At 70.6% G+C, this 12,464-nt stretch carries 10 protein-coding genes; 5 read left to right on the forward strand and 5 right to left on the reverse strand.

Going from position 1 to position 12,464, the window contains the following annotated elements; genetic code table 11:
* Positions 1-77: 77 nt before the first annotated feature.
* Genes AMYBE_RS0137135 through AMYBE_RS0137145 form a run of 3 tightly spaced genes read right to left on the reverse strand, consistent with a single transcriptional unit; the run spans position 78 to position 3,415 of the window.
* On the reverse strand, positions 78-554 hold the full coding sequence (locus tag AMYBE_RS0137135; protein ID WP_020664468.1) for a DUF2771 family protein: 477 nt from the start codon (positions 552-554) through the stop codon (positions 78-80).
* A 9-nt stretch (positions 555-563) separates the two neighbouring features.
* Positions 564-2,603 (reverse strand): MFS transporter, encoded by a 2,040-nt coding sequence (locus AMYBE_RS0137140; protein WP_020664469.1) that lies wholly within the window; start codon positions 2,601-2,603, stop codon positions 564-566.
* Between the two features lie 50 nt (positions 2,604-2,653).
* Positions 2,654-3,415: a glutaminyl-peptide cyclotransferase gene (locus tag AMYBE_RS0137145; RefSeq protein WP_020664470.1), complete on the reverse strand. Its 762-nt coding sequence runs from the start codon at positions 3,413-3,415 to the stop codon at positions 2,654-2,656.
* Between the two features lie 51 nt (positions 3,416-3,466).
* Here AMYBE_RS0137145 and AMYBE_RS46760 point away from each other — a divergent pair, with 51 nt between their 5' ends.
* Complete coding sequence (locus tag AMYBE_RS46760) at positions 3,467-4,741, forward strand: DUF3027 domain-containing protein (protein WP_020664471.1); 1,275 nt, start codon at positions 3,467-3,469, stop codon at positions 4,739-4,741.
* Positions 4,734-7,535 carry a sacsin N-terminal ATP-binding-like domain-containing protein gene (locus AMYBE_RS0137155; RefSeq protein ID WP_020664472.1) on the forward strand — a complete coding sequence of 934 codons (2,802 nt, stop codon included), beginning with the start codon at positions 4,734-4,736 and terminating at the stop codon, positions 7,533-7,535. Before AMYBE_RS46760 ends, AMYBE_RS0137155 begins: the two co-directional genes overlap by 8 nt.
* Positions 7,536-7,586: 51 nt before the next feature.
* Here AMYBE_RS0137155 and AMYBE_RS0137160 read toward each other — a convergent pair whose 3' ends face one another.
* Complete coding sequence (locus AMYBE_RS0137160; RefSeq protein ID WP_020664473.1) at positions 7,587-7,814, reverse strand: DUF2530 domain-containing protein; 228 nt, start codon at positions 7,812-7,814, stop codon at positions 7,587-7,589.
* 82 nt (positions 7,815-7,896) lie between these two features.
* Here AMYBE_RS0137160 and AMYBE_RS0137165 point away from each other — a divergent pair, with 82 nt between their 5' ends.
* From AMYBE_RS0137165 to AMYBE_RS0137175, 3 genes are all read left to right on the forward strand, one after another.
* Positions 7,897-9,369 carry an NCS2 family permease gene (locus AMYBE_RS0137165; protein WP_020664474.1) on the forward strand — a complete coding sequence of 491 codons (1,473 nt, stop codon included), beginning with the start codon at positions 7,897-7,899 and terminating at the stop codon, positions 9,367-9,369.
* A gap of 70 nt (positions 9,370-9,439) precedes the next feature.
* Complete coding sequence (locus AMYBE_RS0137170) at positions 9,440-9,871, forward strand: MarR family winged helix-turn-helix transcriptional regulator (RefSeq protein ID WP_020664475.1); 432 nt, start codon at positions 9,440-9,442, stop codon at positions 9,869-9,871.
* A gap of 167 nt (positions 9,872-10,038) precedes the next feature.
* Positions 10,039-11,295 carry an MFS transporter gene (locus AMYBE_RS0137175; protein ID WP_020664476.1) on the forward strand — a complete coding sequence of 419 codons (1,257 nt, stop codon included), beginning with the start codon at positions 10,039-10,041 and terminating at the stop codon, positions 11,293-11,295.
* Between the two features lie 247 nt (positions 11,296-11,542).
* Here AMYBE_RS0137175 and AMYBE_RS0137180 read toward each other — a convergent pair whose 3' ends face one another.
* Complete coding sequence (locus AMYBE_RS0137180; protein WP_020664477.1) at positions 11,543-12,343, reverse strand: arylamine N-acetyltransferase family protein; 801 nt, start codon at positions 12,341-12,343, stop codon at positions 11,543-11,545.
* Positions 12,344-12,464: the final 121 nt, after the last annotated feature.

Consider the following 12,464-nt stretch of genomic DNA (forward strand, 5'->3'; position numbering starts at 1 on the left):
CCACTGACATTCCGTTAAGGGCCCCTTGCGGGAACTGGATTCCGGCAAGGGGCCCTTAACGGATCAAGACAGCGGGGTCAGCTGGGCTGGACCTGCAGCGACCACAGCGCGGTCGTGACCGCTTCCGCGTCGTTCGGGTCGCCGGTGCGGCTGACCACTGACGCCTGCGCGACCTCGACCACCACGATCTGGTCGTCCTTGGCCGGCGGCCGCGCGGTGTAGGCGTACCGGTCGCGCGAGGTGATGATGTCCTCCATCAGCGGCTGAGGCTGGCCCTTGCCGTTCAGGTACTGCACCGTCACCTTCCACGGCGTCTCGGCGATTTCCTTCGGCACCGAGATCTGCACCGGCTGGCCGGGCCGCACCTTCAGCTTGCCGGTCGCGCTGGGATTGGCCGCGCAGACCGCCGTCTTGATGTCGCAGTTGCCGATCGGCGTGACGTTCACGGTGTGCCCGTCGGCGTAGAACGTCACCTCGGACGGGCCCGGCCCGGAACAGCCGGCCACCGCGAAACCACCGACTGCCAGCATGGCGATGACCCGGGAACGTCGCATGTGCCGAGATTACCGGCGGCCTCGGCCGGCCCCGGGAGCGGGGAAGCTGCCGGTCGGTTCCGGGTGCAGCGGGCGGTTGCCGCCCAGCCCGGGCACCAGGGAGCCGCCGCGGCGGACCAGGTAGGTCTGGGCAAGGCCGACGCCGAGCAGGATCGTCACGACCAGGAACCCGATCCAGTACGTCGGAGGCAGCAGCAGCCCGACCGCGCCGCCGAAGCACCAGGACAGCTGCAGCACCGTCTCCGAACGCCCGAACGCGGACGCGCGCGACTGCTCCGGCAGGTCTTCCTGGATCACCGCGTCGAGGCTGATCTTCGCCAGCGCGCTCGCCGTGGCGCCGATCAGGCCGACGATCGCCGCGGTGGCCAGGCCGGGCAGCAGGGTCGCGACCAGGGTGGTCAGCGCGCACGCCGCGACACAGCCGACGATCACCTGGTCCGCTGAACCGAAGTGCAGCCGCGAACCCAGCGCGTTGCCGACGAACCCGCCCGCTCCGGCCGCGGCGCCGATCACGCCGAGCAGCAGCAGTTGCGTGAACGCGCTGTGTCCGGCTCCTTCGGTCTGCGCCTTCACCGCGAACGCGGCGAACATCATCAGGAAACCGGTCAGCACGCGCACCGAACCGTTGCCCCACAAGGCGACCACGATGTGCCTGCCCATCGGCTGGCGCTGCCGCTTCTGCTTCGGTTCCGGCCTGGCGGACAGCGACGCGGGCACTTCGCCCTCGGTCACCTCGACCCACGCCGGGATCCGCATCGACTGGACGGCCGCGGCGACGCAGATCACCGCGGTGAACCAGAGCGCGCCCGACGAGTTGGTTATGCCGCTCACGCCGCTCGCCAGAGCGCCGAACACGCCACCGGCGACCAGGCCGAACACGGTGATCCGCGCGTTGGTCTTCGACAGCGTGATCTCCGGCGGCACCACGCGCGGCGTGATCGCCGCCTTCAGCACGGTGAACGACTTCGACAGCACCATCATCCCGAGCGCCGCCGGGTACAGCAGCCAGTCGTCGAAGTGCAGCGCCATCACGACGGCCATCAGGCCCTGCCCGACCGACGACACGCACATCGCGAGCCGGCGGCCGCGCTGAATGCGGTCCAGCGCCGGCCCGATCACCGGTGCGACCAGCGCGAACGGCGCGATCGTGATCAGCAGGTACAGCGCGACCTTGCCCTTGCTCTCGCCGCTGGTGGCGGCGAAGAACAGCGTGTTGGCCAGCGCGACCGCCATCGCGGCGTCGCTGGCGTAGTTCAGCATCACGGCGTACATCAGCGAGGTGAGGCCGGACTTGTCCGCGCCGTCTGCCTTGGTGGCGCGCTGGAACGCGCCGATCGCCTGGCCGCTCAGCTGCTTGCTGCGCAGGGCGGCGACCCGCGTGACGGTGAGCTTCTTCGGCAGCTTCGGCACCGAACCCGCGCCGGGAACGGCCCCGGGCACCGCGGTGGTGCGCACCGCGTCGTCCTGCTCCTCGCCGACGCGCGGTTCGCCCGCGTAACCACCGGTGTCGTATGTCTCGTAGCCGGCGTTGCCAGGCCGGTCGTCGAACGGCCGCGGGTGCACCGGCTCGGTGCGATTTTCTCGAGGCGGGTACGGCCGGGCGCCCCGCGCGGGCGGCGGCCGGTGGTTTGCCGGGACCGCGCCGGTCGGCGCCTCGTCGGCGGTCGGCGGGTACGGGGGCACGTCGTCGTAGAACGAGCTGCGCGGCTCCGGCCGTCCGGGGTAGCCGCGCGGCGGTGAGTATCCGGGCGGCGGTTCCGCCGGGTAGCCGCGCGGCGGTTCGGCGGCGTAGCGCGGCGGTTCCCCGGGACGGCGCGGCGGTTCCGCCGGGATCCGCTCCGGCCGGGCGCGCGGCGGTTCGGGCGGGTAGTCCGCAGGTCGGCGCTGGTCAACCGCGTGCTCGACCCGGGTCGGCGGGATGTCTCGCCACGAGCGGGCCTGCGCGGCGCCGGGCTCCGGGGTCCACCGGCGCTTCTTCCGGCCGTGGCCTTTGCCCGACTGCCCGCCGAGGGGGCTGTCGGAACCGGAGCGCGAGCCGAAGAGTGCCACGGTTCAATCCTGCCTCATCGGGGTCCGGCCCCGCCCGCTCACGTGCCGGTTTATCGGTTTTCGGGGACGAACTTCACGCGGAACGACGACGGCCAGAGCTTCCCGGTCAGCAAGAACTCGTCGGTGCCGGGGATCGCCGCGATGCCGTTCAGCACGTCCTCGCCCGGACGGGTCGGCGTGCGGAGCCCGCTCGCGTCGATTTTCGCGGTGATGCGCCCGGTGTTCGCGTCGATGCGCAGGATGGTCCCGGTCTGCCAGACGTTCGCGTAAACGGTGTCGCCGACGCACTCGAGTTCGTTCAGCTGGTCCTGGCCGACATCGACGGATCCGGTGACCGCAAACGTTTGCGGATCACGAAACGTGAGCATCGACGACCCGTTGCTCATCACCAGCCGTCCGGACGGCTGGTGGCACAGGCCCCAGCCCTCGCCCTCGTACTGGACCCGGCGCAGCTCGGCGAGCGTCTGGGAGTCGCGTTCGATGGCGATGCCGTCGCGCCAGGTGAGTTGCCACAGCTTCGGGCCGAGCACGGTGATGCCCTCGGCGAACAGCGGCGAGGGGAGCGCCACCTGCTTGGCCGGCGCGCCGCCGGCCGGGCCCGCGGTGAGCGCGGACTGGCCTTCGAGACCACGGCTTTCATACAACGTGGCACCGGAGTACTCGAGCCCTTCGGTGAACGCGGCCGGGTCGTGCGGCAGGGTTCCGAGCACCTGGACCGTGAGCTGTTCGGGCTGGGCGGGCGCGGCTGGGGTGGCCGCGCAGCCGCCGAGCAGGGCGGCAGCCACCAGCGGCCAGACGATCAGGGTTCGCACAAGGAACAGCCTGGCACGGGCGGCGCGGATGCGTGCGGCACAATTGGGGGTATGACGCTGCTGTTGACCCTGGACGACGGCTTTCTCCACCAGAAGCTCGCGGACGCCGTCGGCGTCGCGCGGGAGGCGGTGCTGGCGAACGCACCCGAGGAACAGGTCGGCGAGCACGTCGGAGTGGAGCGCGAGGACGCCGTGTCCGCGACCCACCAATTCGAGGCAGCGGTGCCTGGGTACTGCGGCTGGCGCTGGTCGGTCACCGTCGCGACGGCCGGACCGGACGAGCCGGTCACAGTGAGCGAGCTCGTGCTGCAGCCAGGGCCGGACGCGCTGGTCGCGCCGGCTTGGGTGCCCTGGGAGCAGCGCGTGCGCGCGGGCGATCTCGGCGTCGGCGACCTGTTCCCTGCGGACAAGGACGACCCGCGGCTCTCGCCCGCCTACCTCCAGTCGGACGACCCGGCGGTCGAGGAAGCGGCGCACGAGGTCGGCCTCGGCCGGGTGCAGGTGCTCTCGCGCTACGGCCGGCTCGACGCGGCCGCCCGCTGGCACAGCGGCGAGTTCGGCCCCCGCTCGGACATGGCGCGCAGCGCCCCCGCGTCCTGCGGGACGTGCGGGTTCTTCATCCCGCTCGCCGGCTCGATGCGCGGCGCGTTCGGCGCGTGCACGAACGACATCGCACCCGCTGACGGGCATGTGGTGGACGTGGCTTACGGGTGTGGCGCGCACTCGGAGGTCAAGGTCGAGGTGATGTCGTCGGTTCCGGTGGCGGAGCTGGTCTACGACGATTCGCTGATCGACTTCACGACGGCGCCGGAAGCTGCTCCGGCTTCGGACGAGGCTGCTTCGGAAGAGGCGGCGGTGGACCCGGCGGTGGTGGCGGAAGCTGCCGAGGCGGCGGCGGAGGAGACTGTCGCGGCGCCGGAGGTCGAATCGGAAACCGCGGCGGAGGTCGCGGTGGAAGAGGTGGCGACGGAAGCCGTGGTCGCCACGGAGTTGGCCGAGTCGGCTGAAGCGGCTGAGCCGACCGAGTCGGCGGAGATCGCCGTTGAGCCGGTTGCGGTGGCGGAGTCTGCGGCGGCGGAGCAGGAGACTGCGGTCGCCGCCGAGCCGACCCAGGTCGTGGAGACCGAGGTCGTGGTCGCGGAGACCCCTGCCGATGACGAGCTGGCGTCGGCCGACGAGACCCCGGCGGACGAGGCTCGGGCGGACGAGACCCCGGCGGACGAGACCTCGGCGGACGCCGAGCCGGCGTCGGCCGACGAGACCCCGGCCGCTGTCGAGCGGGCTGAATCGGCGGAAGCGGCGGGAACGACGTCGTCCGGTGAGTGAAGTCGCTGAAGGGCTGTCGGATCCCTTCGGGACAGCTCGGCTGCGGGCGGCGGTACTGGCCGCCTGGCGCGACTCTCCCACTCGCTTCACCGAAGACACCAACTCCGAGCGCGACTTGCGCGTCGGCGCGTACCGGGACCGGCTCTTCGTCGAGCTGGCCCAGAACGCCGCCGACGCCGCGCAGGTCGCCGGGGAACCCGGCCGGATCCGGGTGTCTCTTGCGGACGGTGAGCTGCGGTTCGCGAACACGGGCGCACCGCTGAACTCGGCCGGGGTCGAGTCGCTGGCGTCGCTGCGCGCCTCGGCCAAACAGGGCACCGTCGGGCGGTTCGGCGTCGGCTTCGCGGCTGTGCTGACCGTCACCGACGAACCGCGCGTGGTGTCCGAGACCGGCGGCGTGGCGTTCTCGGCGCAGCGCACGCGCGAGGAGTCCGGCCGGGACGGCGACGTTCCAGTGCTGCGCTTGCCGTTTCCGATCGCGGAGACCCCGGACGCCGGTTTCGCCACCGAGGTCCGGTTGCCGCTCAAGGAATCCGGCCAGGACCTGCTGGACCGGTTCGCCGCCGAGATCGAGGACCTGCTGCTGGCGCTGCCCTGGCTGGCCGAGGCCGAAGTAGCCGGTCGCAAGTGGACGCGAAGCGGCGAGAAGATCGTGGAGATCGCTTCGCCGAACGGAACGCGGCGCTGGCTGAAGCACGGCTCGTGGGCGGTTCCGGTCGACGCGGACGGGGTGCCCGAAGCACTGGGCGACGACGTACTGCACGCGCCCACGCCCACGGACGAAGGCTTGTCGCTCCCAGCTCGGCTGATCGCCGACGTGCCGTTGGAGCCGTCGCGGCGGCGAGTGCTTCCGGGGGCGGAGCTTCGCGGCGCGCTGGAAAAGGCGGCGGACGAGTATCTCGGCCTGGTCCTCGCGGTGCCGGCCGAGTACCGGCCGGGGCTGGTCCCGGTCGCCGGGTTCCCGCAGTCCACTGTGGATGCTGAGCTGAAAGACCTGCTGTACCAAGCACTTGCCGAGCAACCCTGGCTTTCCGCGGTGGACGGCGAGCTGGTGTCCGGGCGGCAGGCGCGGGTGCTGGACCTGGACGGGCTGCCGGAACTGCTCGCCGACGTCATTCCCGGTCTGGTGTGGGCGACGACGGAGGCGGCTCGGCTGCTCAAGCCCGCTTCGGTGCGGCTGCTCACCATCCAGGATGTGCTCGAAGCCCTGGACGGCATCCAGCGCGAGCCGGAGTGGTGGCGCAAGCTGTACGCGGCGCTGGCGATGGCCGTCGAGAGCCACGCGCTGGTCCCGGCGCAGCTGGAGGGGTTGCCGGTTCCGCTGTCGGACGGGCGCACCCTGCCCGGCGCCAACGGGGCGTTGCTGGTGGACGGCAGCAGCGAACTCCGCGAACTGCTGTCCGATGTGGATGTTCCGGGACTGCGTCTGGTGCACCCGGGAGCGGCGCACGAACTGCTGGAACTGTTGGGGGCCAAGCACGCTGACGCGCGTCAGCTGCTCGAAGCCGACCAGCTGCGGTACGCGGTGGAGCACAGCGTCGCGGACGTCCGGTCCGGTTTGGACGGGATGAACCTGGCCGGCGCGGTCCTGCGGCTCGTCACCGACTGCGGAGACCAGGCACCGGAGTGGCTGGGCAACCTCGCGTTGCCCGCCGAGGACGGCTGGCGGCGCGCGGCCGAACTGGTGCTGCCGACGTCGCCGCTGCTGGACGTGATCGACCCTGAGGTGTTCGAGCCGGACGGCGCGCTTTCCGTACTGGACGAGGAATTCGCCGAAGACTGGCCGGTCGGGACGCTGGTCGCGGCCGGCGTGCTGGACTCGTTCGCGGTGGTCCGCGACGAGGAACCGCACGAACCCGACCACGATCTGCCGGACGAGGACCACTGGTGGGACTCGTTCGAGAAGCCGCCGGCCACGGTGGTGTCCATCCGGGACCTCGACCTCGTCGCGGACGACGCCTGGCCGGAGGCGCTGCGGCTGATCGCGGCGCGCCCGGAGACGTGGCAGGCGCTGCACAGTCCGGACGGTCACGCCGGCTGGTGGCTGGCTCGGTACGCGCTGCTGGCGGGCGAACCGCCCGGCTCGTGGCGGCTGGCGTCGGCGACCGGGCTGGCCGGGCTGTACGACGCGGTACCGGACCTGGATCTGAGCGACGACCTGCTCCGCGCGGTCGGCGTCCGCATCGGGCTGGAGCTGGAGACCGCTGACGACGTGGCCGATCTCCTCGACCGCCTCGGCGACCCGGACCGCAGTCCCACCCCCGGTCTCGTCGCTCGCGCGCACGCGGCGCTGGTGGCCGCTCCGGTCGAGGTTTCCGACGTCGACGCGCCCGCCCGGGTTCGCGCGGCGGACGGGTCGGTGGTCGAAGAGGCCGTCGTGCTCGACGTCCCGTGGTTCGCCGCGGCATTGCCCCCGGCGAAGCTCCTGGTCGCGCCGGTGGAGCCGGAGCGGCTAGCCGAACTGCTGGACTTGCCGGTGGCGAGCAGCCTCGCCGCCGACGTCGAGACCACCGGCGAGTACGTGGCCTGGGCCGATCTCCCGGCGCTGGCCCTCGCCGCGGACCAGCTCGGCATCGCGCTGCCGGACGGCGGCCTGCTGCTGCACGACACGCTGACCGTGTCGGTGGACGGCGAATCGCATGACGTCCCGTGGTGGTCGGACGACCGGCTGCACGCGGCGGACACGTCGGAGGGCTTGGCCCGCGCCTTCGCCTGGGCGAGCGGCCACTGGGGCGAGCGTTACCGGATCACCGCGCTGCTGGACGACCCCGCGCCGCGCACCCTGCTGAACTGACCTCGCGTGCGGCGAAGCCGGTCCTCACCGGTTTCGCCGCTCACGAGAACGTCAGAGCCGCTGTGCCGACTTCGATCCGCGCCGGGCGGCGGTGCGCTGCCAGAAAATGATCCCCAGCCCGATGAAACCGAGGACGATCCCGGCCACGCACGTCTGCACCCAGACCCCGCTCGCCGTGAAGAACAGCACCACGAGCGCGACAAGCCAGAGCGCAGTACCTACGATCACCACCGGCGTCAGGTCGGTGAGCCGCTTCGGCAGGTCCGGCGTGTGCCGCAATGCAGTCGTAACGTCCGGGGTACCGGTCGGTTCATCCACGAGGTGCAGCCTACCCGGTGCGAACAGCGAGACAGGCGGGGAAATGGCGGAGCAGAGCGCACGAAGTGCCCGGACGGGGTCCACTCTGGACCGCTTCTTCCGGATCAGCGAACGGGGGTCGACGCCCGGGCGGGAGATCCGCGGCGGCGTGGTCACCTTCGTCACGATGGCCTACATCGTGGTGCTGAACCCTCTGATCATCGGCAGTTTCGCGGCGAACACGCCGTCCGCGCACAAGGACGTGCTCGGCGCGATCCTGCCGGTGCCGCAGGTCGCCGCGGTGACCGCGCTGGTCGCCGGCGTGCTGACCATCCTGATGGGCCTGGTCGCGAACTACCCGTTCGGCATCGCCACCGGCCTCGGCATCAACAGCCTGCTCGCGGTCACCATCGCCCCGCAGATGACCTGGCCGGAGGCGATGGGCCTGGTGGTCATCGAGGGCGTGATCATCGTCGTGCTGGTGCTCACCGGGTTCCGCACCGCGGTGTTCCGCGCGGTGCCGGCGGAGCTGAAGTCGGCGATCGCGGTCGGCATCGGCCTGTTCATCTGCCTGATCGGGCTGGTCGACGCCGGCTTCGTGCGCCGGCTGCCGGACGCCGCGCACACCACGGTGCCGGTCGGGCTCGGCATCGACGGGTCCATCGCGTCCTGGCCGACCGCCGTGTTCGTGGTCGGGCTGCTGGTCACCGGGGTGCTGGTGGCCAAGAAGGTGAAGGGCGCGATCCTGATCGGCGTGCTCGGCTCGACCGTGCTCGCGATCGTGGTCGAAGCGATCGTGAAGGCCGGTCCGTCGAACGGCTCCGACCCGAAGGGCTGGAACCTCGGCTACCCGGCGCTGCCGGCCAAGGTGGTCGGCCTGCCCGACCTGTCGCTGGTCGGCGACGTCTCGTTCGGCGCGTGGACGCGGCTGCCGATCATCACCGTCGCGCTGCTGGTTTTCACCCTGGTGCTCGCCGACTTCTTCGACGCGATGGGCACGATGACCGGTCTCGGCAAGGAGGCCGGCCTGCTCAGCAAGGACGGCCAGCTGCCGAACGTCGGCAAGGCGCTGTTCGTGGAGGGCCTCGCGGGCGCGGCCGGCGGGTTCGGCTCGGCCAGCTCGAACACGGTGTTCGTGGAGTCCGCGGCGGGCATCGCCGAGGGCGCGCGGACCGGGCTCGCGAACGTCGTCACCGGCGTGCTGTTCCTCGCCGCGATGTTCCTGACCCCGCTGTATCAGGTGGTGCCGGTCGAGGCGGCCGCGCCGGCGCTGGTCGTGGTCGGCGCTCTGATGATGGCGCAGGTCCGCGACATCGACTTCACCAAGTTCTCGGTCGCGCTGCCCGCGTTCCTGACCATCGTGGTCATGCCGTTCACCTACTCGATCGCGAACGGCATCGGAGCGGGCTTCGTCAGCTACGTGGTGATCCAGGCGGTGACCGGGAAGGTCCGCAAGATCCACCCGTTGATGTGGGTGATCGCGGTGGCGTTCGTCGCCTACTTCGCGGTCGGGCCGATCCAGGCCGCGCTGCGCTGACTGGGTGATCCAGCCGGAAAGCCCTGACCGGCGCAAACGCGCCCGGATAGTCGTGAGGTATGCTAACTATATGTCCGGCGACCCGCACGAGCGCTCTCTCGCGAGCCGCCTTCGGCTCGCGGTGGTGCGGCTCAACCGCAGGCTCCGGGCACAGCGGGTGGGCGAAGACGTGTCGCTGACGCAGATCGCGGCGCTGTCCACCCTGTACAAATGCGGCCCGCTGACCCCCGGTCAGCTCGCCGCGAAGGAAGGCGTCCAGCCGCCCTCGATGACGAGGGTGATCGCCGCGCTCGAAGAGATGAAGTTCGTCGTGCGCAGGCCGCACCCGACCGATGGCAGGCAGGCCATCGTCGAGCTGTCCGACGAGGGCCTCGCGTACGTGCGCAAGGCCATCTCGGTGCGAGAGGCGTGGCTGGATCAGCGATTGGCCGAACTCGGCGAGGAAGAGCTCGAAGTGCTCTCCCGCGCCGCGGAGATCATCGACAGGATGGCGGGGAACTAGCACAGGTGACGACCACGGGTAGCGAAACAGGATGTCCGGCCCAATCCGCTGCTACCCGGGAAACGGCATCACCGCCGACCGGTTCCGCCCCACCCGGTCCCCGCTTCTCCACCGCCGGGAAATCGTCGTCTCCGCCGGAGCCCGGTGCGGGCAAGAACCGCCGCACCATGTTCGCCTCGCTGCGGGTGCGGAACTACCGGCTGTTCTTCAGCGGCCAGGTGATCTCGAACATCGGCACCTGGATGCAGCGCATCGCGCAGGACTGGCTGGTGTTCACGCTGTCCGGCAACGACCCAGTGGCGCTGGGCATCGCGGTCGCCCTGCAGTTCACGCCGACCGTGCTGCTGTCGCTGTGGGCGGGCGTGCTCGCCGATCGGGTCGACAAGCGCCGGCTGCTGATGATCATCCAGTCCGTCAACTGCGTGCAGGCGGTGCTGCTCGGTGCGCTCGACCTGGCCGGAGTAGCGCAGCTTTGGCACGTGTACCTGCTGTGCGTCATGCTCGGCGCGACGTCGGCGATCGAAGTGCCGACGCGGCAGTCGTTCGTCGCCGAGATGGTCGGCCGCGACCAGGTGGCGAACGCGGTCGCGCTGAACTCGTCGATCTTCAACATGGCGCGCATCGTCGGCCCGGCCATCGCCGGGTTCGCGATCACCTGGGTCGGCACCGGCTGGCTGTTCATCGCGAACGCGGCGAGCACGCTCGCGGTGATCATCGGGCTCGCGTTGATGAACCCGGCGAAGCTGTTCCGGGGCCCGGCGATCCCGCGGGCGAAGGGCCAGCTGGTCGAGGGTCTGCGCTACGTGCGCGGGCGGCCGGATCTGGTGACCGTGATGGTGCTGATGTTCTTCGTCAGCACCTTCGGCATCACCTACTTCACGTCGCTGCCGATCGTCGCGGCGAACGTCTTCCACACTCAGGCGGACGGCTACGGGTTGCTGTCGACGCTGGTCGCGGTGGGCACCTTTACCGGCGCGCTGGCGTCCGCGCGCCGCGGCGCGAAGAGCCGGCCCCGGGTGCGGCTGATGCTGGTGTCGGCCGGGCTGCTCGGCGTGTTCGAGATGATCACCGCGTTCATGCCGACCTACGTGAGTTTCGGCATCGCGCTGATCCCGCTCGGCTACGCCACGATCACCTTCCTGAACACGGCGAACGCACTGGTGCAGACCTCGGTGTCGCCGGAGATGCGCGGCCGCGTGATGGGCATCTACGTGCTGGTGCTGATCGGCGGGAACCCGATCGGCGGCCCGATGACCGGTTGGATGGCCGACGCGCTGGGCGGCCGTTCGCCGTTCTACATCGGCGGCGCGGTCTCGGCGATCGCGGCGGTGGTGTGCGCGGCGATCCTGATCCGGCGCGGCGGTGTGAAACTGCCCCGACGGCTGGGCAACGGGCTGCGGATTCTGCCCCGGGAACGGGTCTGAACTGCGAAAACGCGTGAGTGACCGGCGAAAGTCGTCACTCGGGCGAGTGAGACGGGCGTCTCCGCGAGGCCGGTCTTGCGCGAGGTGATGAGGTTAGGCTAACCTCATCCTTGTCCGCTTCGTGGTGGGAGCGGCAGTCAGTTCGGGAATGGACAGAGCCCCGCGACCTGGGAACCCCAGGGGGCGGGGCTCTGTTCGTGCTCGGGGCTGATGCTGGCGGACGGACGGCGAGCGGCGTGCTCGCCGGTTACGAAGAATGCAGCGCGGGCGTCTCCAGCGGATGCTCTCCCGGTCGCACCGGCAGCCGGTTCAGGCTGATCCCGAAGTAGACCCGGTACGCGAGCCGCACGGACGCGTCGGTCGGCAGCAACACCTCGTTCCGCACTCCGTCCACCGTCTCGATCAGCCGATCGCCCGAGAGCGTCACGCGGCCTTGGGCGGTCGGGCGGGAACAGGTCAGGCTCTGCGTGAAGTGCGACTTCGGCGACGTCGACTGCCACCAGGCCATCGGTGCGAAGTCCGCGAGATCGCGCGGGCGACGTTCCAGCCGGTACGCGGGCTTGCCGTCGACCAGCACGTCCACGTCGCCGTACGGGGCGTCCAGCAGGAGGTATTCGCCGTCTTGGTCTTGCTGTGGTTCCACCGACGAAAGGGCTAGCGGGACCCGGCTGAACTTGCCGAATCCGACGTCCACGAGCCATTGCTCGCCCTCGATCCGGACCAGAATGGCGGCGTGGTCCAGCGGCGGGCCGGCGACGCCAGCGTCATTGAACACCTTCGCCGCGTGCAGCGTCGCGGCGAAGCCGAGTTTGCGCAACAGGACAGCGAACAGGCCGTTCAGCTCGTAGCAGAACCCGCCACGACGGCGGGTCACGATCTTGTCGAACAGGGTTTCTTCGGTGAGGTCGATGGGTTCGCCAAGGTGCACGCTGAGGTTCTCGAACGGGACGTGCAGCAGGTGGCGCTCCTGCAGCAGCCGCAGCGCGGCCAGATCGGCCGCCGCGGGCACCGGCAGGTCCAGGCGGGCAAGGTAGGCGTCGACGTCCATGGCTACCACTCTCACACCTCGAGTGCGCTTCAGGTCAAGGGATTTACTGATCCGACCAAAAGCAGGCCGACCTCCACCCGGCACGTAGCCGTTGCTGCGAAGCCATTAGGCCGTGACTGTG

This window comes from Amycolatopsis benzoatilytica AK 16/65, from assembly GCF_000383915.1.
Classification (GTDB): domain Bacteria; phylum Actinomycetota; class Actinomycetes; order Mycobacteriales; family Pseudonocardiaceae; genus Amycolatopsis; species Amycolatopsis benzoatilytica.

Excerpts from the sequence above, each read along its gene's own strand:
- AMYBE_RS0137180 (WP_020664477.1), bottom strand. The coding sequence starts at position 12,343 with ATGGACGTCGACGCCTACCTTGCCCGCCTGGACCTGCCGGTGCCCGCG.
- AMYBE_RS0137165 (WP_020664474.1), top strand. The coding sequence starts at position 7,897 with ATGGCGGAGCAGAGCGCACGAAGTGCCCGGACGGGGTCCACTCTGGAC.
- AMYBE_RS0137170 (WP_020664475.1), top strand. The coding sequence starts at position 9,440 with ATGTCCGGCGACCCGCACGAGCGCTCTCTCGCGAGCCGCCTTCGGCTC.
- AMYBE_RS0137135 (WP_020664468.1), bottom strand. The coding sequence starts at position 554 with ATGCGACGTTCCCGGGTCATCGCCATGCTGGCAGTCGGTGGTTTCGCG.
- AMYBE_RS46760 (WP_020664471.1), top strand. The coding sequence starts at position 3,467 with ATGACGCTGCTGTTGACCCTGGACGACGGCTTTCTCCACCAGAAGCTC.
- AMYBE_RS0137175 (WP_020664476.1), top strand. The coding sequence starts at position 10,039 with ATGTTCGCCTCGCTGCGGGTGCGGAACTACCGGCTGTTCTTCAGCGGC.